The organism is Staphylococcus sp. GDY8P126P, assembly GCF_017891965.1.
GTDB lineage: Bacteria > Bacillota > Bacilli > Staphylococcales > Staphylococcaceae > Staphylococcus > Staphylococcus saprophyticus.
This window is the reverse complement of sequence record NZ_JAESKG010000002.1, coordinates 32,419-56,918: the sequence shown is the minus strand read 5'-3', so window position 1 is coordinate 56,918 and position 24,500 is coordinate 32,419. Positions and strand designations below refer to the sequence as shown.

Here is a 24,500-nt window from a genome sequence, read left to right as displayed (position 1 = left end):
TTGTAGATAATTGATGTTACGATGTTAATGAGATGATAAAATGAATAAGTAAATAATAAATATAAATAAAAGTAGAAAGGCTGACATAAATTTATGAAAATTGCCACGTTAAATAGAGGAAAAGAAACGAAATATTTAAATGAATACCCATTAGTAGATGAAGAAGATATTTATGCACACGATCATTTAAAAGAGGGAGACCTATTTTATTTAATGAACGATAGAGATCAATATATAGCTACTGCTTATGTTGGTAGACAGCATAAAGGCGTTGGCTGGGTATTGAGCTATGACAAAGATGAAGTCATTAACACACAATTTTTTGAAACATTATTTAAAAATGCCAAAGCTGAACGTGAATATTTCTATAATATTGATGGGACGAATGCTTTTCGTGTTTTTAATGGTGAAGGCGATGGTATAGGTGGTTTAACCATAGATAACTATGATGGTCATTTCTTAATCCAATGGTATTCAAAAGGCATTTATAAATTCCGTTATAATGTGTTATCAGCGTTAGAAAATGTATTCGAATATACGTCTATATTTGAAAAAATGAGATTTAAAGACGCAGAAATTCAAGGTGGATTTGTTGATGGTGAAGCACCTGAGTTTCCAATTATTATTGAAGAAAATTTCAAATTCTATAATGTAGATTTAAATGATGGACCTATGACAGGCATATTTTTAGATCAAAAAGAAGTACGAAAAAAATTAAAAGATCATTATGCTGAAGATAAAGAAATATTAAATGTATTTAGTTATACGGGTGCATTTTCTGTTATAGCTGCCGAAAACGCAACAATGACAACAAGCGTAGATTTAGCAAACCGATCACGTGCACTTACAGAAGAAAATTTTGGCTTGAATGGTATTGATCCTAAGTCACAATATATTTATGTAATGGACACTTTTGATTATTTTAATTATGCGCGTCGTCATGACTTGTTTTACGATACGATTGTTATTGATCCACCAAGTTTTGCTAGAAACAAGAAAAAAACTTTTTCGGTATTAAAAGATTACGATAAATTAATTAAAGGTGCACTTGAAATATTAGGGCCTGACGGTACATTACTGTTATGCACAAATAATAGTACGTTTTCTTTGAAATCATTCAAAAATGTAATCAATCAAACATTAACAGAAGAAGAAGTAGATTATGAAATTGTAGATGTAATGGGCTTGCCAAAAGATTTCAAAACACATCCACACTATAAACCTTCTAAATATTTAAAAGCTGTTTTTGTAAAAATAAAGTAAAATTATGAAAAAAGGGTATTCTTTTTAATACGAAGTAATTTACTAAGGAGTGAATAAAATGGGTTTTAAAAATAAAATCACAAATAATGTTACACAAAAAGTTGGTAATAAAGTATTAAAAATTGAAGATATCAAACAAAAAAGTAATATACCTACCACAAATATAGAAATTGAAGAACGACGTAAACGTGCACAGGCACTAGTTAGAAAAAAATCTGTTTTATCATCAAGTATCAGTATTGTGCCAATACCTGGTTTAGATTTTGGTGTCGATATTAAATTGATGAGAGATATTATTGAAGATGTTAATAAAATTTATGGCTTAGATCATAAACAAGTGAATAACATGGGCGACGATATGAAAGAGCGTGTCTTAGCTGCCGCGGCGATTCAGGGTAGTCAATTTATCGGTAAAAAAATATCGAATGCGATATTAAAAGTTGTCGTTAGAGATGTTGCAAAACGTGTAGCTGCGAAACAAACGAAATGGTTCCCGGTTGTGGGGCAGGCTATTTCAGCATCAATTAGTTATTACTTTATGAAAAAAATTGGAGATGAACATATTCAAAAATGTGAAAAAGTTGTGAAAGAACTTGTTTAAAACTATAGCGTTTTCACAAATTAGCTAAAATTCTCTGAATATTGTCATGTCGTGGGTGCAACGAATTGAATTTATAATAATAATTTGGTAATGTTATTATATAAAACTATGCTAGGTTTTATAATAAACTAACGATTCTAACTATACGAAGGAGAAATCATTTTATGGAACAAAAATCATATGTAATTATCGACGAAACAGGTATTCACGCTCGTCCAGCGACAATGCTTGTTCAAACTGCCTCAAAATTTGATTCTGATATTCAATTAGAATATAACGGTAAAAAAGTTAACTTGAAATCAATCATGGGTGTTATGAGTTTAGGTGTAGGTAAAGATGCTGAAATTACAATCTACGCTGATGGTAGCGATGAAAAAGATGCAATTGAAGCAATCACTGACATTTTATCTAAAGAAGGATTAACTAAATAATTATGTCTAATTATATAAATGGTATAGCTGCATCTGACGGTGTAGCTATAGCTAAAGCATACTTATTAGTTGAACCAGATTTATCATTTGATAGCGAAAAAGTGTTAGATGTAGATGCTGAGATTGCAAAGTTCAATAATGCTATTCAAACATCCAAAGTTGAATTAACTAAAATTAGAAATAATGCTGAACAAAATTTAGGTGCTGATAAAGCAGCAATTTTTGATGCGCATTTACTTGTTTTAGATGATCCTGAATTAATTCAACCAATCGAAGAAAAAATTAAGAATGAACAAGTTAACGCACCAACTGCATTATCTGATGTAACTGGACAATTCATTACTATTTTTGAATCAATGGATAATGAATATATGAAAGAACGTGCTGCCGATATCCGCGATGTTTCAAAACGTGTGTTAGCACATGTTTTAGGTGTAGAATTACCAAATCCTAGTATGATTGATGAAAGCGTTGTTATAATCGGTAACGATTTAACACCTTCAGATACTGCTCAATTAAATAAAGAATTTGTACAAGGATTTGTAACTAATATAGGTGGTAGAACTTCACATTCAGCAATTATGAGTCGCTCATTAGAAATTGCTGCAGTTGTAGGTACTAAATCTATTACTCAAGAAGTTAAACAAGGTGACATGATTATTGTTGACGGTTTAACAGGTGAAGTCATCATTGATCCTACTGAAGATGAAGTCATTGCTTATCAAAACAAGCGTGAACGTTTCTTTGAAGACAAGCAAGAATTACAAAAATTACGCGATGAAGAGACAACTACAATTGATGGTAGACACGCTGAACTTGCTGCCAATATCGGTACACCGAATGATTTAAAAGGTGTAATTGAAAATGGTGCAGAGGGCATTGGATTATACCGTACTGAATTTTTATATATGGGTAGAGACGAAATGCCAACTGAAGATGAGCAGTTCGAAGCTTATAAAAAAGTATTAGAAACGATGGAAGATAAACGCGTTGTTGTACGTACTTTAGATATTGGTGGAGATAAAGAACTACCTTATCTGAATTTACCTGAAGAAATGAATCCTTTCTTAGGTTACCGTGCTATCCGTTTATGCTTAGATCAACCTGATATTTTCAGACCGCAGTTGCGTGCATTATTACGTGCATCTGCTTTTGGTAAATTGAATATCATGTTCCCTATGGTAGCTACAATCCAAGAGTTCCGTGATGCTAAAGCATTGTTACTTGAAGAAAAAGATAACTTAACAAATGAAGGCATTGAAGTTTCTGATGATATCGAACTTGGTATTATGGTAGAAATTCCTTCTACTGCTGCTTTAGCAGATGTATTTGCTAAAGAAGTTGATTTCTTCAGTATAGGAACGAATGATTTAATTCAATATACAATGGCTGCTGATAGAATGTCAGAACGTGTTTCTTACTTGTATCAACCATATAATCCTTCAATATTACGTTTAGTAAAACAAGTAATAGAAGCTTCTCATAAAGAAGGTAAATGGACTGGTATGTGTGGAGAAATGGCTGGCGATGAAATTGCAATTCCATTGTTATTAGGCTTAGGATTAGATGAGTTCTCAATGAGTGCTACCTCAGTACTTAAAGCACGTCGTCAAATCAAAGGTTTAAGTCAAAATGAAATGGAAGAATTAGCTCAAAGAGCAATTGATTGTGCTACTTCTGAAGAAGTTCAAGATTTAGTAAATCAATACGCTAAATAAAATGAGTACTTATTAAAAAATAAAGATATGTCTTGGATATAAACATCTGAGATTAACTAAAAACGCCGATTTCTATTGTAATTAAATAGAAATTGGCGTTTTTTATGTTTGGAAAGTGAATTTAAAGGCTGGAGGGTTTGCATAGAGTGTTTAATATTAATAAATTTTATTTAGAAATGGCTAAAGAAACACGAATGATTAATTTTTAATTTTGTAAAAAGTTACAAAATACGTTACTTTATAATTAGTAGTTAATTAACTTTACAACATAATTAAATTGTTAACTTTGAGAATGCATCGCTTATTTAATATTTAATGTGCTATTTATTTTATCCATGTCAATTTGGTGCATTGGTTCACCATTTAATAAAATAAAAGGTGTTGCAAATGCATCATAATCAATCATTTCATTTCTATATTGTGTATTACTGATATTTTTTTCACGATATGCGACATCATTGTCAGCTAAGTAGTTTTTAATGAAAGTACAAGGTGGACAATCATTTTGTGTGTATATGATAATCTCGTTCATAATCGGTTTATCCTTTCTTTATTCAATTTACTATAATATAAGAGACTTTAGAATATATTTCAAGTCTTTTAAATTGTATGAAATTAGACATTAATTTGTCACTTTATTTTGAGAGAAATAAATTTAAAAAATATGTACACCGGTTTATAATGGAAAGACGTTGTGATTTTTGTCACAAATAAATAAAAAAGGTGATATTATGGATTCAGTTGAATTAGCACGGTTTTTAACTGCGATGACACTCGCAGTGCATATAATTTTTGCAACAATTGGTGTGGGGATGCCAGTCATGTTCGCTATTGCCGAATTTATTGGTATTAAGAAAAATAATCCACTATACACAACATTAGCCAAAAGATGGTCCAAAGGTTATACGATAACAGTAGCTGTAGGTGTCGTGACAGGTACAATTATAGGTCTACAGTTGTCATTACTATGGCCAACATTTATGCAAATGGGTGGACATGTTATAGCATTACCATTATTTATGGAAACATTTGCTTTCTTCTTTGAAGCGATATTCTTGAGTATATATCTATATACATGGGATCGTTTTAAAGGAAAATGGACGCATTTTTTAATTAGTATACCAGTTATCCTTGGTGGATCATTCTCGGCGTTCTTTATTACTGCCGTTAACTCATTTATGAATACACCTGCTGGATTTGAAATGAAAAATGGCAAAATGGTTAATGTAGAACCATTAGCAGCAATGTTTAATGATTCGTTTTTAATTAGATCATTCCATGTGGTTGCAACTGCACTTATGACAATGGCGTTTGTATTAGCGGCTATCGCTGCTTTCAAATTACTCAAAAATAAATTTAAAAAAGATACAGAATATCATAAAAAAGCACTAAAACTAACTATGATCTTAGGTGTTGTTTTTACATTAGGATCTATGTTAGCAGGTGACTTATCTGCTAAGTTCTTACATCAAGAGCAACCAGAGAAATTAGCAGCTTATGAATGGCACTTTGATACGGAATCACATGCAGATTTAGTTTTATTTGGTTCCTTAGATGAAAAAACGCAAGAAGTAAATGGCGCAATTAAAATTCCTGGTCTCCTTAGCTTTTTAGCTGATAATAATACTAATACAGAAGTTAAAGGTCTGGATGAATTTCCAAAAGATTTACAACCACCAATGATTGTACATTATTACTTTGATCTCATGGTTTCGATGGGGGTATTTTGTTTAGTCGTTTCCGGTGCATATGTACTTACACTTATATTTAAAAAACTGCGGAAATTTACACATTCAAAACCTATGTTATATGGTGCACTATTGACTGGTCCAGCGGCTATGCTAGCAATCGAGTTTGGTTGGTTCTTAACAGAGCAAGGTCGTCAGCCATGGATTGTTCGTGGTTATCTTAAAGTAGCAGATGCTGCGACACAAGCAGGAGGATTAACCCTAGTTACAATTCTATTCGGCTTGTTATACCTTGTGTTAATAGTTACCTCTGCTTATGTATTAATTCGTATGTTTAAAGAGAAACCAGCTTATAAAGAAGTTGAAGCACTAGCTTCAGAAAGAGGTGATGCATAATGATATTCGCATATATTGGCATTTCCGTACTTTGGATTTTCTTATTCTGTTACATCATTATTGCATCCATAGATTTTGGTGCAGGTTTCTTTACATTACATGCCAAAATTACAAAGCAGGATAAGAAAATAAATCATTTAATAGCACGTTATTTAAACCCAGTTTGGGAAGTGACAAATGTTTTCTTTGTATTCTTCTTTGTTGGTATGGTAGGTTTTTTCCCTGACACTGCAATGTATTTTGGAACAGTGTTACTATTGCCAGCCTCTATCGCTTTAATATTACTGTCTATTAGAGGTGCATTTTATGCCTTTGAAAATTATGGCCCAGATAGTAAATTAGTTTGGTTAGCAATGTATGGTATCGCTGGTTTATTAATACCAGCATCACTTGCTACGACATTAACGATTTCAGAAGGTGGATATATCACTGGAACAGAAAATAATTTGGATTTAAATTGGACAGAGTTATTATTAAGTCCATACTCTTGGTCAGTCGTATTCTTAGCGATTATCTCAGTTCTGTATATATCTTCAGGGTTCTTAACATATTATGCTTCGAAAGCAAAAGATAAACCAGCGTATAACTTATTAAGATATTGGTTCTTAATTTGGGGCCCACCAATGATAGCAATTTCATTATTTGTATTTTTATCATTGCGTTTACAAAATGAAGCACACTTCATCAATGCAGTATCTAATTATTGGTGGATATTCTTGTTAAGCTTTATTTGTTTTATTGGTGCAATGGTCTTAACATTAATTAAAAAAGGACATGGTTACGCATTTATATTAGTCATTTTACAAATGGGATTTGCATTTTTCGGATATGGTGCAAGTAAATTACCATATTTACTTTATCCGTTCATTCGTATAAATGAACACGTAGTAAATAGTAGTATGGCAATTGCGTTAATCATTGCCTTTATTTTAGGTTTACTTTTACTGATTCCATCGTTAATATTAATATTAAGATTATTTGTTTTCGACAAAAAATATGTGGAAGGCAAAAAATAGAAGATTTTCAAATGTGGTTATGATTGTTCTAAATAATACTTATGTGGTGTTGTTTAGAATGGTCATGCCACGATTTTTAAATTGGAGGACACACATGGATAAAGAGTATGTTGTAATTGGTTTAGGCCGATTTGGCGGTAGTATTGTAAGAGAATTAAATGCGCTTGATATGGATGTAATGGCAATTGATATGAATGAAGCACGTGTGAATGAATATAGTGATATTGCAACACATGCTGTAGTTGCTGACACTACAGACGAGGCAGTTATGAAGAGTCTGGGCATGAGAAATTTTGATCATGTGATCGTTGCAATTGGTGAAAATATTCAATCGAGTACCTTAACAACATTAATCTTAAAAGAATTAGGTGTGAAAAAAGTTACAGCCAAGGCTCAAAATGATTATCACGCTAAAATTTTAAATAAAATTGGTGCTGACACGGTAGTACACCCAGAAAGAGATATGGGGAGAAGAATCGCACATAATGTAGCGAGTGCCAGTGTTCTTGATTATTTAGAACTTGCAGATGAGCATTCTATAGTAGAAATTAAAGCGAGTGAAAAAATGGCTGGTCAAACTATAATTCAATTAGATATTCGTGCGCAATTTGGAATAAGTATCATAGCGATTAAAAGAGGTAGAGACATTTTAGTATCTCCAGATCCTAATATTAGTATTGAAATAGGAGATATTTTAATCATGATTGGACACGATAATGATTTAAATCGTTTTGAGAAAAAAGTAGTAAGATAACTTATTTAAAAATGAGGCAGTAATATTAATAATTTTGATTAAAAATAAACGTCAATTTCTATTGAGATAGTATAGAAATTGACGTTTTTTTGCATTTATGAAAGGTGGTAAATTAGCGAGAAACTATCTTATTTTGTTAATCACAATTTGTTGTTAAAGTTATTGTTACTATTGTACTTTTTTACATTAGTAATTAAAACATATAACCCAATGGTTAACATCAGTATTGGAAGAACTATTATTAAATATATAGATAATGCACCAAATAAATTAGTAATCATCGCTAGTATCAGAATGATGAGCATAATTAAGATGACTAAATTCAGACTCAAAGTTTTCGACATGATAATCCTCCTATATACATAAAGTGATTCATATACTCAATTTTATATAATTATGATTATTAAAGGTAGTAGAGAAGAAATAACAACTGATAAATTACATATGGTATGACAATAGATGTTAAAATGGCCCAAATAATTAATACGATAAGTATATAACTTATCTTTGTAAATCAAATACTTCTCTTTAAATTAATGTCACATCACAGCTAATATATCATAGCATAAATGCTGTTCGTATATTATAAGTTGTATTAATGCTTGTTTTTACAGTTGTGTTGAATAATAAAATGAGTAAATATAAAGCAGCCTAATCCTTAATGAGGATTAGGCCGCTTACTGTGACAATGAAGATTTAAGTCCATTCCCGTACTTTTTTAAGATTCTGAATTTTGGTTTTGATTCGATTGATTTGGTTTTTCAACGGATTGATAGGCTTTATTTGAGCCATTTTTATTACTTGATTTTTCTACATTTTGTTGATTTTTTGATGGTGATTTTGTGTTGTTTTTCTTCGGTTTCGTATTTTTGTTACTTGGTTTTTTAGTGGATGTTTGATTATTATCTTCATTCACTTTCATGATAACTGGTAATATCATTGGTTTACGTGCAGTTTTTTCAAATAAATAGGGTTGTAATGTTTCGATAATTGAAGATTTGATTTGGTGCCATTGAATATCTTGATTCTGATTCAACTTACCAATTACATCCGTTTTGATTCTACGTTGTGCATCATAAATCAATTGACCAGATTCACGCATATATACGAAACCTCGTGAAATAATATCTGGTCCTGAAAGAAGTTTATTCGTTTTAAAGTCAATGCTTACTACTACTATGACTAAACCTTCTTCAGATAAAAGCTTTCTATCACGAATAACGACGTTACCAATATCACCAATACCACTACCATCAACTAAAACATTGCCAGAAGGAATTCTGCCGGCTTTTCTAGCTGAATCATGTGTTAATGCTAAAACATCACCAATATCAAAGATAAAGACATTGTCAGGATCAACACCACATTCGATACCTGATTGACCGTGTGCTTTTAGCATACGATACTCACCATGAATTGGTAAGAAAAATTTAGGACGTAGTAGGCGAAGCATTAATTGTTGATCGCCTTTAGAACCATGACCAGAAGTATGAATGTTAGATACTTTATTATGAATAACCTCGGCACCTGCACGGTAAAGGGAATTAATCGTACGATTAATACTCTTTGTATTTCCTGGAATAGGTGAAGAGCTAAATACGACTGTATCTTCTGGAATAATTTTGATTTGTTTATGTGTACCATTGGCAATTCTTGATAAAGCTGCCATTGGCTCACCTTGTGAACCAGTACATAAAATTAATAATTCATGTTTTGGAACAGTGTTTATTTTGTTAGGTTCCACAAATGTTTCTGGTGGTGCTTTGATGTAACCTAATTCCATACCAATTTTAATATTGTTTTCCATTGAACGACCGAATGTAACGATTTTACGATTATGTTTAATTGCAGCTTCAACAGCTTGTTGAACTCTGTAAATGTTTGAAGCAAATGTCGCGAAAATAATACGTCCACTGCAATTGCGGAAGATTTTTTCAACATTTTGTCCAACTTCACGTTCACTTAAAGTGAAATCTGGAACGAGTGAATTTGTTGAATCTGAAAGTAAACAAAGTACGCCTTCTTCACCAAGCTTTGCCATTTTTGCAATGTTTGCTGGTTCTCCAACTGGTGTGAAGTCAAATTTGAAATCTCCAGTATGCACAATATTACCTTCTGGTGTATTTACGATAACACCATAGGCTTCTGGAATACTGTGTGTTGTTAGATAGAAAGATACTTCAAAATGCTTCGATTTAATAACGCTACTTTCATCAATTTCAATTAATTCTGTAGTTCTTAATAAATGATGTTCTTCTAATTTGTTTCTAATCAAACCTAAAGCTAATGGACCGCCATATATAGGTACATTAATTTGCTTTAATAGGTAGGGCACACCACCTATATGGTCTTCATGTCCGTGAGTAATAAACAGACCTACAATTTTATCTTGGTTTTGTTCTAGGTATGTGATATCAGGAATAACATAATCGATACCTAATAAATTATCGTCAGGAAATTTAATACCTGCATCAATAATAACGATTTCATCCTGATACTCAACAGCGTAGGTATTTTTACCGATTTCACCTAAACCACCAAGTGCGTATACCGCAACTTCATTTTTGTGGATTTGTTTCATTATTCAGCTTGCTCCACGTTGAAGTGATCAGATTGTTTTTCATATTCTAAATGTGCGCCCTCTAATTTAGTAATAAATTCAATATTAAAATTACGATCCTTCAAATATCTTCTAACTTGTTCTTCAGTTTGTGCTTCAACATAAATAGTTTGTGTGTGTTCACGTACGATTACTTCTTCTTTATTATGTTGATAAAATACTTTAAATACTGCCATTTTATATATTTCCTCCTAAAAATCATGTGTTGATTTTATAATTATTTTTATTGTAATACCCTAGCACTTTGTATATATGAAAAAGATGAGACTACTTTTATAAAACGAGCTCTGTTTTTCATAAAAAGTGTTATTACTACCATCTATAATTAGAACATACTAGTATTGTCTGGTAAGTTTTTAGGGTGATCTTCAGTTCGTTCGAATAGAAAAACACAAATACTTTAATTTGTATGTTTTCAGTTATTTCTCATTTTACATGATGTAGTGGAATAAATAAAGCAGTTTTATCACAAGAGAAAACTATTTAATAGTACAAGTTACTTCTTATTTAAATTACATATTAAAAATTACTGAAATTAAATACAGAAAATTTTGAAAAAACAACATAAAAACTTGAGTAGTATATAAAAATTAATTAAGATAAAGAAGTATCTTAAAGGGAAAGTTAAGTACAATATATTAAGTATGATACATAAGTAAATATTTGAGGTGGACCATTTGAACAATGTAAAGAGAATAGTAGAAGATGTAAAAAAAGAAAAAGTGCGTACGGATAAAATATTTAAGGATATCACTTTTGAAGTACGTGCTGAGCAAGTTATCATGTTTTTTAATTATAATGAAATTATTGATACAGTGAATGAGGATCAAAATTATGTTAAACATAACCACGATCCAGAGTTTATTGATATTCAGCAATTAACTGAATTAAAGGCTGAGTTTAAAGAGCTAGATATTCCATTTCATGAGCGAAGAGATGATTTCATGTAATTCATAGATATAACAATGAAAGAATATGATATTGTTGATAATTTATTTGTAAAATGTTTGATAACCAAGTTAAATACGATGTTAAGTATACATTGCCAAAGTTAAAAAGTTTAAAAATAAAAAGAGCTAATCCGACTGCGGATTAGCTCTTTTAGTTTGAGCATGGTTATTTATGAACCAAACTCTTGTTTATAATATGTTTTAATCAAATAGATTAAACTTCTACAGCATCATTATGTGGCTGAAGTGGATTATTTGGATCTATATGATCATAGAACATGATGCCGTTGATATGGTCAATTTCATGTTGAACCACAACAGCAGGGTAACCTTTCAAGCGCAATTTAACTTCTTTTCCATCGATATCTGTAGCTTTAACAGTAATTCTATTTTTACGATGAACTAATCCTGGAATGTTTTCATCTACGCTTAGGCAACCTTCACCTGTAGGAAGATACGCTTCTTGAATACTGTGGCTCATGATTTTTGGATTAACTAACATCAAATCATATGACTTGCCATTTCCGTCATCAGGGAGATAAACGGCAATCATTTTTTTTGAAATATTAATTTGTGGCGCGGCAAGACCCACGCCTGAGCGCAAACCATATTTAGTAGCAATTTCATCATCTTGACTATTAATTAAAAATTCACGCATAGCCAATAACGTATTACGATCTTCTTCAGAAAGCGGTAAAGTAACATCTTTTGCTTTTTCACGAAGAGTAGGATGTCCATCACGGATAATATCTTTCATAGTTAACATTTGTTCATACACCTTCCTTAATATAAAATATACCAAAGTTTCATAGATAAAATACAGTAGTTAGATTTGATTTGTTATAAAATATTATATAACATTACAAGCACATAAAGGAGGATTTTTCAAAATGAAATTAAAATATGGCATCGGTGCAGTCATTGCTTCTACAGTATTAGTTGCAGGTTGTACAACAGATAAAGGTGAAATCAAAGATTACAACGAACAAGTTCAAAAAGCTTTTGATGAAGAAAAGCCTGTATCATCTGTAGGGAAGAAATTAAATAGTTTAGAACAAGACAAACAAAAATTAGTGAAAAAAATCAACGGTAAAGACCAACAAGAAGTACAAGAAACTTCTAAAAAAGTTGTAGATAATGTAGAACAAAGAGAAAAAGAATTCGGAAAAGAAGAAAAAGCCATAAATAATTCTGAAGAAAAATTCAAAATAGCGGAAAAACATTTAGATAATATTAGCGACAAAGCGAAGAAAAAAGAAGTTAAACAACTAAATGATGCACTTAAAGAAAAATATAAGGCACATGATGAATATGCAAAAGCCTATAAGAATATCATGAATAAAGAAAAAGATATGTTTGAATATACTGCTGGCGATCAAGTAGAACAATCTCAAATTGATAAAAAATCTGAGGCAGTATCAAAATCATATAAAGATATGAATAAAGCCTTCAAAAAGTATTCAGATACAATGAATAAAGTGAATAAAGAAAAAGAAGATGTAGATAGCCTAGCTTAATTCAAAAAAGCGAGTCATTTGAAATTATAATATGGAAGATATAGTATAAGTATTGGTTGCGCTTACATTCAAATGGAAATGCTCAACGATAGACATACAATGACTGGTAATACAGTTGTAATAATTTCATTAGTACAGTTGCGGAACTGTACCTGTTTTAACTACTACAGAACTTTTTCAAATTGTTTAACAGCGAAACAGTTTTGTGGTACAATGTTTAAGAATAAAATGAATTTCTATTATACGGGAAAGGTTTGGTGAATTGAATGGCTCCGAAATTAAAAGCCCAATTCGATGCAGAGAAAGTATTGAATGATACTCAATCTCAATTTGAAATGATTCAAATTTTGGATGAAGATGGTAACGTCGTTAACGAAGATTTATTACCAGATTTGTCAGACGAGCAGTTAGTTGAATTAATGGAGAGAATGGTTTGGACACGTATCCTTGATCAACGTTCTATTTCATTAAATAGACAAGGTAGATTAGGTTTCTACGCTCCAACAGCAGGACAAGAAGCTTCACAATTAGCTTCTCAATACGCTTTAGAACAAGAAGATTTTATTTTACCAGGTTACCGTGATGTACCACAATTAATCTGGCAAGGATTACCTTTAACTGAAGCTTTCTTATTCTCAAGAGGTCACTTTAAAGGTAACAGAATGCCTGAAGGCGTTAATGCGTTAAGCCCACAAATTATTATTGGCGCACAGTATGTACAAACTGCTGGTGTAGCATTAGGTATTAAAAAACGTGGTAAGCAAGCTGTAGCAATTACTTATACTGGTGATGGTGGTTCTTCACAAGGTGATTTCTACGAAGGTATTAACTTTGCTTCTGCTTATAAAGCACCTGCAATTTTTGTAATCCAAAATAACAACTATGCTATCTCTACACCTCGTAGTAAACAAACAGCGGCAACTACTTTAGCTCAAAAAGCAATTGCTTGTGGTATCCCAGGTTTACAAGTTGATGGTATGGATGCATTAGCTGTATACCAAGCGACAAAAGAAGCGCGTGACCGTGCTGTTAATGGTGATGGTCCAACATTAATTGAAACAATTACTTACCGTTATGGTCCTCATACTATGGCTGGTGACGATCCAACTAAATACAGAACTTCAGATGAAGATTCTGAATGGGAGAAAAAGGATCCATTAGTTCGTTATAGAAAATTCCTTGAAGCTAAAGGTCTATGGACTGAAGAAAAAGAAAACGAAGTAATCGAACGTGCGAAAACTGATATTAAAGCTGCTATCAAAGAAGCAGATAATACAGAAAAACAAACTGTTATTGACTTGATGGAAAATATGTACGAAGAAATGCCTCAAAATTTAGCAGAGCAATATGAAATTTATAAAGAGAAGGAGTCGAAGTAACCGATGGCACAAATGACAATGGTACAAGCGATTAACAACGCGCTTAAAACCGAATTACAAAACGATGAAAATGTTTTACTTTTCGGTGAAGACGTCGGTGTTAACGGTGGTGTTTTCCGTGTAACTGAAGGTTTACAAAAAGAATTCGGTGAAGATCGTGTATTCGATACACCTTTAGCGGAATCTGGTATTGGTGGTTTAGCTTTAGGTTTAACTACTCAAGGATACCGTCCAGTTATGGAAATACAATTCTTAGGATTCGTATTTGAAGTATTCGACTCTGTAGCAGGACAATTAGCGCGTACGCGTTTCCGTTCTGGTAACTCTAAACAAGCACCAGTAACAATTCGTGCTCCATTTGGTGGCGGTGTACATACACCTGAATTACACGCTGATAACTTAGAAGGTATCTTAGCGCAATCACCTGGTCTAAGTGTTGTAATTCCTTCTAATCCTTACGATGCTAAAGGTTTATTAATTTCTGCAATCAGAAGTAACGACCCAGTTGTTTACTTAGAGCATATGAAATTATATCGTTCATTCCGTGACGAAGTACCTGAAGAAGAGTATACAATCGAAATTGGTAAAGCGAACGTTAAACAAGAAGGTAATGATATTACACTAATTGCTTATGGTGCGATGGTACAAGAATCATTAAAAGCAGCAGAAGAATTAGAAAAAGAAGGTTATTCAGTAGAAGTCATTGACTTACGTACTGTACAACCAATCGACATTGAAACACTTGTTGCTTCAGTTGAAAAAACTGGACGTGCTGTAGTAGTTCAAGAAGCGCAACGTCAAGCTGGTGTTGGTGCAGCAGTTGCTTCTGAATTAGCAGAACGTGCAATTCTTTCATTAGATGCTCCAATCGCTCGTGTTGCAGCAGCAGACACGGTTTATCCGTTTACGCAAGCTGAAAATGTTTGGTTACCAAACAAAAACGATATTGTTGAAAAAGCAAAAGCAACATTAGAATTTTAATAATCACTGATAAGAAGTAGCGTATACGATAAGGCGATATACCTACTTCATTCAGGTTTATATATAAACATGAGATTTGAGTTGTTTAGCGCATTCTCAATTTCTAATTTTTGACTTAATATGAATTTTTAGGAGGATAATAACGTGGCATTTGAATTTAAATTACCCGACATTGGTGAAGGTATCCACGAAGGTGAAATTGTAAAGTGGTTTGTTAAAGCTGGAGATACAATTGAAGAAGATGATGTATTAGCTGAAGTTCAAAACGACAAATCAGTTGTTGAAATTCCATCACCTGTTTCAGGTACTATCGAAGAAGTACTAGTAGATGAAGGTACTGTAGCAGTTGTTGGTGATACAATTGTTAAAATTGATGCACCTGATGCAGAAGAGATGCAATTTAAAGGTAGCGAAAGTGACGAGGCTTCAAGCGAGTCAACAGAAGCTCCTGTTGAAGAAAGCACTAAAGAAGAAGCATCAGCACCTGCTCAATCTTCAAATGATGAAGAAGTAGATGAAAGTAAACGTGTTAAAGCAATGCCGTCAGTTCGTAAATACGCACGTGAAAATGGCGTTAACATTAAAGCTGTTTCAGGTTCAGGTAAAAACGGACGTACGACTAAAGAAGACATTGATGCTTACTTAAATGGTGGACAAGCAACAGCTTCAAATGAAAGTGCAGCAGCAACTAGCGAAGAAACTACAAGTTCTGCACAATCAGCAGCAGTTTCTACAGAAGGGGAATACCCAGAAACTACTGAAAAAATACCTGCAATGCGTAAAGCAATTGCTAAAGCAATGGTTAACTCAAAACATACTGCACCTCACGTAACATTGATGGATGAAATTGATGTGCAAGAATTATGGGATCACCGTAAAAAATTCAAAGAAGTTGCAGCTGAACAAGGTACTAAATTAACTTTCTTACCTTACGTTGTCAAAGCACTTGTGTCTGCACTTAAAAAATACCCAGCACTTAATACTTCATTTAATGAAGAAGCTGGTGAAATCGTGCATAAACATTACTGGAATATCGGTATTGCAGCTGACACTGACAGAGGTTTACTCGTACCAGTAGTTAAAAATGCTGATCGCAAATCTATGTTTGCAATTTCAGACGAAATTAATGAACTTGCTGTCAAAGCACGTGATGGTAAATTATCAGCTGATGAAATGAAAGGTGCTACTTGTACAATTAGTAACATCGGTTCAGCAGGTGGACAATGGTTCACACCAGTTATCAATCACCCAGAAGTTGCTATCTTAGGTATTGGTCGTATTGCGCAAAAACCTATCGTAAAAGATGGAGAAATTGTTGCGGCACCAGTATTATCATTATCACTAAGCTTTGACCATAGACAAATTGATGGTGCAACTGGTCAAAACGCTATGAATCATATTAAACGTTTATTAAATAATCCAGAATTATTATTAATGGAGGGGTAAAACATGGTAGTTGGAGATTTCCCAATTGAAACAGATACTATTGTAATCGGAGCAGGACCTGGGGGCTATGTTGCAGCAATACGTGCAGCACAGTTAGGTCAAAAAGTAACAATCGTAGAAAAAGGCGAACTTGGTGGCGTATGTCTTAATGTAGGATGTATTCCTTCAAAAGCGTTATTACACGCTTCGCATCGTTATGATGAAACTAAAAACTCTGAAAATTTAGGTGTTATTGCTGAAAGTGTTTCACTTAAATTTGATAAAGTTCAAGAATTCAAACAATCAGTTGTTAAAAAATTAACTGGTGGTGTTGAAGGACTATTAAAAGGTAATAAAGTTGAAATCGTAAAAGGCGAAGCTTACTTTGTTGATAATAATAGCCTACGTGTTATGGACGAGAAAAGTGCTCAAACTTACAACTTCAAACACGCGATTATTGCAACTGGTTCTAGACCAATTGAAATCCCTAACTTCAAGTTTGGTGACCGTGTAATTGATTCAACTGGCGCTTTAAATTTACAAGATGTACCTGGTAAATTAGTTGTCGTTGGTGGCGGTTATATTGGTTCTGAATTAGGTACTGCATTTGCTAACTTTGGTTCTGAAGTAACTATTTTAGAAGGTGCTAAAGATATCTTAGGCGGTTTCGAAAAACAAATGACGCAACCTGTTAAAAAAGGTATGAAAGAAAAAGGCGTTGAAATTGTTACTGAAGCAATGGCGAAATCAGCTGAAGAAACAGACAATGGTGTTAAAGTGACTTATGAAGTAAAAGGTGAAGAACAAACAATCGACGCTGATTACGTATTAGTTACTGTTGGACGTCGTCCAAACACTGACGAATTAGGCTTAGAAGAATTAGGTCTTAAATTCGCAGATCGCGGTTTATTAGAAGTAGATAAACAAAGCCGTACATCAGTTGAAAACATCTTTGCAATTGGCGATATCGTACCAGGTTTACCACTTGCACATAAAGCAAGTTATGAAGCTAAAGTAGCTGCAGAAGTTATTGCTGGAGAAGCATCAGAAGTAGACTACATTGGTATGCCTGCTGTATGTTTCACTGAACCAGAATTAGCGACAGTTGGTTATACAGAAGCTCAAGCTAAAGAAGAAGGTTTAGCAGTTACTGCTTCTAAATTCCCTTATGCAGCTAATGGTCGTGCGTTATCATTAGATGATACAACTGGATTTGTTAAATTGTTAACACTTAAAGAAGATAATACATTAGTAGGTGCTCAAGTAGTAGGTACTGGGGCTTCTGATATTATTTCTGAATTAGGTTTAGCAATTGAATCAGGTATGAATGCTGAAGATTTAGCATTAACTATTCATGCTCACCCAACATTAGGTGAAATGTCTATGGAAGCTGCTGAAAAAGCATTAGGATTACCTATCCACACTATGTAATTATAAGTAATTTCATATAAATTTAATTGGGACTGGGACATCGATGAATGTCTCAGTCTCATTTGCTTTTATAGATATAGATAACAATATCGAGTAGTTAATAAAATAATAGAATAGTATGATTACAGGTTTATAAAGTAAAATCTTTTACTGTTACATTTTATTTATACATAAAGCATAGCAAACATAAATTGAGGTTTATCATAATTTGAATGAAAGGGTGTTAAAATCTATGGAGTACCAATATCCCATTGATTTAGATTGGTCAAATGATGAAATGATGCAAGTTGTTTCTTTCTTTAATGCAGTAGAATCCTATTATGAATCAAGTGTAGAAGGAGAAAAATTGTTAGATCGCTACAAACAATTTAAAAAAATCGTTCCAGGTAAAGCCGAGGAAAAACAAATTTTTAAAGAATTTGAAAATAGTAGTGGCTATAGCAGTTATCATGCAGTGAAAGCAGTTCAATCATCACCAGATCAAAAATTATTTTCAGCAAAAAGTAAATAAGTATTGTCTTCATCGTTATATTTTGATATTTTTATTAAGCATTAAACAAAATGTTTGATAAATATAAACAGCATATAACGATTTTTTAATTTTACATAATAGCATTAGATTCAATTTTGAAAATTACAAAAAGGTGACAATATGGAAATTGGAAAGAAAATTAAAAATTTAAGAAATATAAAAAAGTTAACGCAAGAAGAATTGGCAGAAAGAACAGATCTTTCAAAAGGTTATATTTCACAAATTGAAAGTCAATATGCATCACCAAGTATGGAAACATTTTTGAATATATTAGAAGTACTTGGCACAAATCCGAGTGATTTTTTCAAAGAACCTAAATCTGAAAAAGTATTATATAAAAAAGCAACACAAATCACATATGATGAATATGATAAAGGTTATATTTTGAACTGGCCAGTCAGCCAATCAAACGAATTTGATATGGAACCATTGATATTAACTTTAAGAGCGAATGCATCATATAAAAATTTTGGACCATCTGAATCTGATACCTTCATATATTGCTTAAAAGGTGAAGTAGTACTCATGTTGGGTAATCAAAATTATTATGCAACAACTGGTGACGCGCTTTATTTTAAAGCGAAACAAATACATAGACTAGAAAATCGAACAGCAGATGAAGTACAAGTAATGATTGTTGTTACAGCTTCATATCTATAGGAGGACACGCGTATGGAACCATTATTATCATTTAAATCTGTAAGTAAGCAGTATGATGATATGCAGATATTAGACAAAATAGATATAGATATTGAATCAGGATATTTTTATACATTATTAGGGCCATCAGGTTGTGGTAAGACAACGATATTAAAATTAATTGCAGGTTTTGAAGAAGCTGATAATGGTGAAATTATTTATCAAGGTAAATCAATTAATCATTTATCAGCGAATAAAAGAAAAGTTAATACTGTGTTCCAAGATTATGCGTTATTCCCTCACTTAAATGTCTATGACAATATCGCTTTTGGGCTAAAATTAAAAAAATTAGCTAAATCAGAAATCAAACGAAAAGTACATGAAGCATTGAAGTTAGTGAAACTGGAAGGTTATGAATCAAGAACGATAGAGGGCATTAGTGGTGGACAAAAACAACGTATTGCAATAGCAAGAGCAATTGTCAATGAGCCTGAAATTTTATTGTTAGATGAATCTCTATCTGCTTTGGATTTAAAATTAAGAACTGAAATGCAGTATGAACTTAGAGAAATACAATCTCGATTAGGCATTACATTTATTTTTGTTACACATGATCAAGAAGAAGCATTAGCGCTTAGTGATTATATATTTGTGATGAAAGATGGTAAAATCCAACAATTTGGTACGCCAATTGATATTTATGATGAACCAGTCAATCGTTTTGTTGCTGATTTTATCGGTGAATCAAATATCGTAGAAGGTAAGATGGTTAAAGATTACTTAGTGAATATCTATGGGCAAGATTTTGAATGTGTAGATATGGGTATACCTGAGCAAAAGAAAGTTGAAATTGTGATTCGTCCTGAAGATATTTCATTGATAGATGCAAAAAATGGACTGTTTGAAGTTACTGTAGATTCTATGTTATTTCGAGGCGTGCATTATGAAATAAATTGTATTGATAGAAAAGGCTATGAATGGATGATTCATTCAACTAAAAAAGCAGAAGTAGGTAGTAAAGTAGGTTTATACTTCGATCCTGAAGCAATTCATATTATGGTTCCTGGTGAGACAGAAGAAGAATTTGATAAACGAATTGAAAGTTACGAGGAACAAGACAATGCGTAAACTGAATCGATTTCTCTTTATCCCATATGTATTATGGATGATATTATTTATTATTGTACCTGTGTTATTACTTGTTTATTTTTCACTATTTGATATTCAGGGTCATTTCAGTTTTGAAAATTATAAACAAATATTTTCGTGGAAATACTTTAGCATGATTTGGGATTCAGTTATTTTTGCAGCTGTCATTACTATCATTACATTGTTCATTAGTTATCCAGCTGCTTATTTTATACGAAATTCAAAATATCAAAATTTATGGTTAATGATACTCATTATTCCAACTTGGATTAATTTACTTCTAAAGACCTATGCATTTATAGGGTTATTGAGTCATGATGGTGTTATCAATCAAATGTTAAATTTATTACATTTACCTAAAATGGATTTATTATTTACTGTACCTGCATTTATACTTGTTGCCAGTTATATTTATATACCATTTATGATTTTACCCATTTTCAATAGTATGAAAGACATCCCTAATAACATTTTACAAGCCTCTAGTGATTTAGGTGCTAGTCCGTTTACGACTTTCCGAAAAATCATCTTACCACTTACAAAACAAGGTGTGTTAACAGGGGTTCAAGTGACATTTATTCCAGCATTATCGTTATTTATGATAACAAGGTTAATTGCTGGAAATAAAGTGATTAACATAGGAACTGCGATAGAGGAACAATTTCTAGTGATTCAAAACTACGGCATGGGTTCCACTATAGCATTATGTTTGATTCTCTTTATGGCGTTAGTGTTAATCATTACGAATACTAAATCTACAAATGGAAAAGGGTGAGTCATATGAAATGGTACGGTAAATTATACCTTGGTATATTAATTGCAATATTGTATATTCCAATTTTATTTTTAATGGTATATTCATTTAATTCTGCTGGGAATATGATTCATTTTGAGCATTTCACTTTGGAACATTATCAATCCTTGTTTAGTAATGATCGTCTAATGTCAGTTATATTTAATACGATTGCTGTTGCCTTGTTAGCGGCGGCTTTTGCTACTGTGATCGGTACAATGGGAGCAATTGGTTTATACCATTTGAGAAATAAAAAATTAAAAGTTTCATTGTTGACGCTCAATAATGTATTAATGGTATCTTCTGATGTAGTGATTGGTGCTTCGTTTTTGATTATGTTTACAGTCATTGGCCATTTTACTGGTTTAGGTTTAGGATTTTTAACGGTGCTCATTTCCCACATTGCATTTTGTATACCAATTGTTGTGATTATTGTATTGCCTAAATTATATGAAATGAATGATCATACATTAAATGCAGCACGTGATCTTGGAGCGACTGAATTGCAAGTATTAAACAAAGTCATGTTACCTCATTTAATGCCCGCAGTTATTGGTGGTTTTTTTATGGCGCTTACCTATTCACTTGATGACTTCACAGTAAGTTTCTTTGTTACTGGTAATGGTTTTAGTGTACTATCTGTAGAAGTATACGCCATGGCAAGAAAAGGAATAAGTATGGAAATTAATGCGATTTCTACTATATTATTCTTAGTTATCATGCTGGGTATATTAGCTTATTATTTAATTCAGAACACGCTAAAACACAAAAAACATAGCAAAAGAGGTGTGCAACAATGAAACGATTTTTACAATTAATTATAATTTCAATTGTTGTTGGCGTGATTTGTTTACTTATAAGTCAAAAGTTCACATCTAAAGACCATTCTGCGAGTGGTGAAAAAATATATGTCTATAACTGGGGAGAGTATATCGATCCTAGTTTGATAAAAAAATTCCAAAAAGAAACGGGTATTGAAGTAGTTTATGAAACATTTGATTCTAATGAAGCAATGGAAGCAAAAATACGGAATGGTGGCACAAATTATGATGTTGCTTTTCCAAGTGAATATACTGTTCAAAAATTAAAAAAAGAGAATTTGTTATTGCCGCTAAATCATGAGAAAATACCAAATATGAAGAATTTAGATTCAGATTATATGAATATGTCATTTGATCAAGGTAATCGATACTCTGTTCCTTATTTCTTTGGCACAGTAGGAATTCTTTATAATAAAAAAGCTTATCCGAATGATCATTTCGATTCTTGGAAGCAACTATATGATAAAAAGTATAACAATGATGTACTCTTGGTTGATGGTGCTAGAGAAGTCATAGGTTTAGCCTTGAATAAATTAGGCTACAGTTTAAATGATACAAATTCACAACATTTAGCAGAAGCTGAAAAAACATTATCACACCTAGGACCCAATGTTAAAGGTGTTGTAGGTGATGAAATAACGATGATGTTAGAGCAACATGAAGCAAATGTTGCGGTTGTATGGAGTGGCGTAGCAGCACCTATGGTACAAGGTAGTGATGAATTTAACTATGTTGTACCGAAAGAAGGATCTAATCTTTGGTTCGATAATATGGTGATGCCTAAGACAGCACAAAATAAAGCGGGCGCCTATAAATTTATGAACTTTCTATTAGACGAAGAAATTAGCAAGCAAAATACTGAATGGGTTGGTTATGCGACACCTAATAAAGCAGCAAGAGAGAAATTACCAGATGAAGTTAAAAATGATAAACGTTTTTATCCTACACAGCAAGACCAAAAAAGACTGGAAGTTTATAAAGATTTAGGTAAAGAAACATTAAGCGAATATAATGAGCGATTTTTAAATTTTAAAATCTCCTTGAAATAAGGCGTAGTTAGTAGTTATTTTGCCATTAATTCGCTATAATAGTTTGACAAGCAATATAAGGAGTTGTAAAAATATGTCAGGAGAGCAATATACTCAAGTTAGACGACCAGTGAGTCGACTAGCAGAAAAAGTATTAGGTTGGTTAAGTTGGGTATTCTTATTACTACTAACCGTAATTACGATGTTTATTGCACTAGTATCTTTTAGTAGTGAAACATCAATACAAAATTTAGAAACAACGCTAAATGGTAATGACTTTGTTCAACAAATTCTAGCAAATAATAGTTTGAATACGACACAATTTGTTATTTGGCTACAAAATGGTGTATGGGCAGTCATTGTATACTTTATCGTATGTTTACTGTTATCATTCTTAGCACTGATATCTATGAATATTAGAATCTTATCAGGGTTCTTATTTTTATTGGCTACGGTTATAACATTACCGCTCGTATTATTATTTGTACCACTTATCATACCAATTCTATTTTTAATCGTTGCAATCATGATGTTTGCTCGAAAAGACAAAGTAGAAACAGTACCTGCATATTATACAGAAGGTTATAGAGGTCATTATTCTGATTATGATCAACCGTCAGAACCAGAACCACAACCACAATCTCAATATTATGAGAAACAACAAACTGCTGATGTTGAACAACCTACTAATGATGATTCGTTAAGAAGAGGGGGCTATTCATCTGAAGTTGCTAATAAAGTAAATGGTAAAAATGATGCGACTGAAGAGGAACCTCAAGTTCTATCAAGACAAGCAAAATACAACTATAAGCAGAAAAAACAAAATGAGACGCAAGCAGATGCGCAAAATGTGGAAGATGATTTTGGTAATGTGAGTGATGTGTATGATGAATCTGGTGAATACGTATCTAAGCATAACCAAGAAGATGAAGCAGCTGCAGCACAACGCAGACAAGAAGAACATGAAGCGGAGCAACGTCGTCAACAAGCTGAGTATGAAGAACAACAACGTCGACAACAAGCTGAGGCCGAAGAAGCGGCGCGATTAAAACAAGAAAAAGCTGAAGAAAAAATGCGTGTTAAGCAAGAGAAGAAAGAACGTAAGAAGCGCGAAAAAGAAAGACGCAAACAACAGCCGAGCGCAGTTAGTCTACGCAGACAAAATTTTGAAGAACGCAAAAAGATGACGTCTCATGAAACTGAAACACCTAATGATTCAGTTCAAGAAACTGAAAAAGATCAACAAGATAAATCGTAATAAGAGACGATGCTTAATAAAAAAGATGAGCGAGGACATAAAGTGTACCTCGCTCATCTTTTTTATGTTTATCTTTTACATAAAATATTCATTTTAGTTATATACAATAA

At 32.5% G+C, this 24,500-nt stretch carries 25 protein-coding genes; 20 read left to right on the top strand and 5 right to left on the bottom strand.

Features of this window, described 5'->3' with window-relative positions:
• Positions 1–93 precede the first annotated feature (93 nt).
• The 4 genes from KA893_RS02770 (at position 94) to ptsP (ending at position 4,013) form a co-directional block, all read left to right on the top strand.
• Positions 94–1,263, top strand: coding sequence for a class I SAM-dependent rRNA methyltransferase (locus tag KA893_RS02770; protein WP_002483690.1), 1,170 nt, complete (start codon positions 94–96; stop codon positions 1,261–1,263).
• A gap of 58 nt (positions 1,264–1,321) precedes the next feature.
• Entirely contained in the window at positions 1,322–1,864 is a 543-nt protein-coding gene (locus KA893_RS02765; protein ID WP_002483689.1) for a hypothetical protein, read from the top strand.
• A 164-nt stretch (positions 1,865–2,028) separates the two neighbouring features.
• Positions 2,029–2,295, top strand: coding sequence for a phosphocarrier protein HPr (locus tag KA893_RS02760; protein ID WP_002483688.1), 267 nt, complete (start codon positions 2,029–2,031; stop codon positions 2,293–2,295).
• Between the two features lie 2 nt (positions 2,296–2,297).
• Entirely contained in the window at positions 2,298–4,013 is a 1,716-nt protein-coding gene (gene ptsP, locus KA893_RS02755; RefSeq protein ID WP_194375922.1) for a phosphoenolpyruvate--protein phosphotransferase, read from the top strand.
• Positions 4,014–4,314: 301 nt separating this feature from the next.
• Here ptsP and KA893_RS02750 read toward each other — a convergent pair whose 3' ends face one another.
• Positions 4,315–4,545 carry a glutaredoxin family protein gene (locus KA893_RS02750; RefSeq protein ID WP_002483686.1) on the bottom strand — a complete coding sequence of 77 codons (231 nt, stop codon included), beginning with the start codon at positions 4,543–4,545 and terminating at the stop codon, positions 4,315–4,317.
• 199 nt (positions 4,546–4,744) lie between these two features.
• Between KA893_RS02750 and KA893_RS02745 the strand changes: the two genes are divergently transcribed.
• The 3 genes from KA893_RS02745 (at position 4,745) to KA893_RS02735 (ending at position 7,867) form a co-directional block, all read left to right on the top strand.
• Positions 4,745–6,097, top strand: coding sequence for a cytochrome ubiquinol oxidase subunit I (locus KA893_RS02745; RefSeq protein WP_069821864.1), 1,353 nt, complete (start codon positions 4,745–4,747; stop codon positions 6,095–6,097).
• Positions 6,097–7,113 carry a cytochrome d ubiquinol oxidase subunit II gene (locus tag KA893_RS02740; protein ID WP_069821865.1) on the top strand — a complete coding sequence of 339 codons (1,017 nt, stop codon included), beginning with the start codon at positions 6,097–6,099 and terminating at the stop codon, positions 7,111–7,113. Before KA893_RS02745 ends, KA893_RS02740 begins: the two co-directional genes overlap by 1 nt.
• A 94-nt stretch (positions 7,114–7,207) precedes the next feature.
• The gene (locus tag KA893_RS02735) at positions 7,208–7,867 is read left to right on the top strand and encodes a potassium channel family protein (protein ID WP_002483683.1); all 660 of its coding nucleotides are present in this window, start codon (positions 7,208–7,210) and stop codon (positions 7,865–7,867) included.
• Positions 7,868–8,007: 140 nt separating this feature from the next.
• On the opposite strand, the gene KA893_RS02730 is transcribed toward KA893_RS02735, so the two are convergent.
• From KA893_RS02730 to KA893_RS02720, 3 genes are all read right to left on the bottom strand, one after another.
• Positions 8,008–8,211: a hypothetical protein gene (locus tag KA893_RS02730; RefSeq protein WP_069821866.1), complete on the bottom strand. Its 204-nt coding sequence runs from the start codon at positions 8,209–8,211 to the stop codon at positions 8,008–8,010.
• Between the two features lie 374 nt (positions 8,212–8,585).
• The gene (gene rnjA / locus KA893_RS02725) at positions 8,586–10,448 is read right to left on the bottom strand and encodes a ribonuclease J1 (protein ID WP_194375923.1); all 1,863 of its coding nucleotides are present in this window, start codon (positions 10,446–10,448) and stop codon (positions 8,586–8,588) included.
• The gene (locus KA893_RS02720) at positions 10,448–10,663 is read right to left on the bottom strand and encodes a DNA-dependent RNA polymerase subunit epsilon (protein ID WP_002483681.1); all 216 of its coding nucleotides are present in this window, start codon (positions 10,661–10,663) and stop codon (positions 10,448–10,450) included. The genes rnjA and KA893_RS02720 overlap by 1 nt, the downstream gene beginning before the upstream one ends.
• Before the next feature lie 501 nt (positions 10,664–11,164).
• Here KA893_RS02720 and KA893_RS02715 point away from each other — a divergent pair.
• Positions 11,165–11,437, top strand: a complete 273-nt coding sequence (locus KA893_RS02715; protein ID WP_011303418.1) for a hypothetical protein — start codon at positions 11,165–11,167, stop codon at positions 11,435–11,437.
• Between the two features lie 214 nt (positions 11,438–11,651).
• On the opposite strand, the gene def is transcribed toward KA893_RS02715, so the two are convergent.
• Positions 11,652–12,203, bottom strand: coding sequence for a peptide deformylase (gene def / locus KA893_RS02710; RefSeq protein ID WP_011303417.1), 552 nt, complete (start codon positions 12,201–12,203; stop codon positions 11,652–11,654).
• A 124-nt stretch (positions 12,204–12,327) separates the two neighbouring features.
• On the opposite strand from def, the gene KA893_RS02705 reads away from it, so the two are divergent.
• The 12 genes from KA893_RS02705 to auxB all read left to right on the top strand — a co-directional run bounded on the left by KA893_RS02705 (position 12,328) and on the right by auxB (position 24,390).
• Complete coding sequence (locus tag KA893_RS02705; protein WP_041079062.1) at positions 12,328–12,954, top strand: YkyA family protein; 627 nt, start codon at positions 12,328–12,330, stop codon at positions 12,952–12,954.
• A 266-nt stretch (positions 12,955–13,220) separates the two neighbouring features.
• Positions 13,221–14,333 (top strand): pyruvate dehydrogenase (acetyl-transferring) E1 component subunit alpha, encoded by a 1,113-nt coding sequence (gene pdhA / locus KA893_RS02700; RefSeq protein WP_002483677.1) that lies wholly within the window; start codon positions 13,221–13,223, stop codon positions 14,331–14,333.
• Between the two features lie 3 nt (positions 14,334–14,336).
• A complete protein-coding gene (locus KA893_RS02695; RefSeq protein ID WP_002483676.1) occupies positions 14,337–15,314 on the top strand; it encodes an alpha-ketoacid dehydrogenase subunit beta in 978 nt (325 codons plus the stop codon).
• Positions 15,315–15,458: 144 nt separating this feature from the next.
• The gene (locus KA893_RS02690; protein WP_041079064.1) at positions 15,459–16,760 is read left to right on the top strand and encodes a dihydrolipoamide acetyltransferase family protein; all 1,302 of its coding nucleotides are present in this window, start codon (positions 15,459–15,461) and stop codon (positions 16,758–16,760) included.
• A gap of 3 nt (positions 16,761–16,763) precedes the next feature.
• Positions 16,764–18,170: a dihydrolipoyl dehydrogenase gene (gene lpdA, locus KA893_RS02685; protein ID WP_002483674.1), complete on the top strand. Its 1,407-nt coding sequence runs from the start codon at positions 16,764–16,766 to the stop codon at positions 18,168–18,170.
• 232 nt (positions 18,171–18,402) lie between these two features.
• The gene (locus tag KA893_RS02680) at positions 18,403–18,681 is read left to right on the top strand and encodes a UPF0223 family protein (protein ID WP_002483673.1); all 279 of its coding nucleotides are present in this window, start codon (positions 18,403–18,405) and stop codon (positions 18,679–18,681) included.
• Between the two features lie 141 nt (positions 18,682–18,822).
• Positions 18,823–19,362 (top strand): helix-turn-helix domain-containing protein, encoded by a 540-nt coding sequence (locus KA893_RS02675; protein WP_069821867.1) that lies wholly within the window; start codon positions 18,823–18,825, stop codon positions 19,360–19,362.
• Between the two features lie 12 nt (positions 19,363–19,374).
• The gene (locus tag KA893_RS02670; protein WP_002483671.1) at positions 19,375–20,469 is read left to right on the top strand and encodes an ABC transporter ATP-binding protein; all 1,095 of its coding nucleotides are present in this window, start codon (positions 19,375–19,377) and stop codon (positions 20,467–20,469) included.
• On the top strand, positions 20,462–21,265 hold the full coding sequence (locus tag KA893_RS02665; RefSeq protein WP_002483670.1) for an ABC transporter permease: 804 nt from the start codon (positions 20,462–20,464) through the stop codon (positions 21,263–21,265). Before KA893_RS02670 ends, KA893_RS02665 begins: the two co-directional genes overlap by 8 nt.
• Positions 21,266–21,270: 5 nt before the next feature.
• Entirely contained in the window at positions 21,271–22,083 is an 813-nt protein-coding gene (locus KA893_RS02660) for an ABC transporter permease (RefSeq protein ID WP_002483669.1), read from the top strand.
• Positions 22,080–23,153 carry an ABC transporter substrate-binding protein gene (locus KA893_RS02655; RefSeq protein ID WP_037538832.1) on the top strand — a complete coding sequence of 358 codons (1,074 nt, stop codon included), beginning with the start codon at positions 22,080–22,082 and terminating at the stop codon, positions 23,151–23,153. The genes KA893_RS02660 and KA893_RS02655 overlap by 4 nt, the downstream gene beginning before the upstream one ends.
• A gap of 73 nt (positions 23,154–23,226) precedes the next feature.
• Complete coding sequence (auxB, locus tag KA893_RS02650; RefSeq protein WP_002483667.1) at positions 23,227–24,390, top strand: lipoteichoic acid stability factor AuxB; 1,164 nt, start codon at positions 23,227–23,229, stop codon at positions 24,388–24,390.
• Positions 24,391–24,500: the final 110 nt, after the last annotated feature.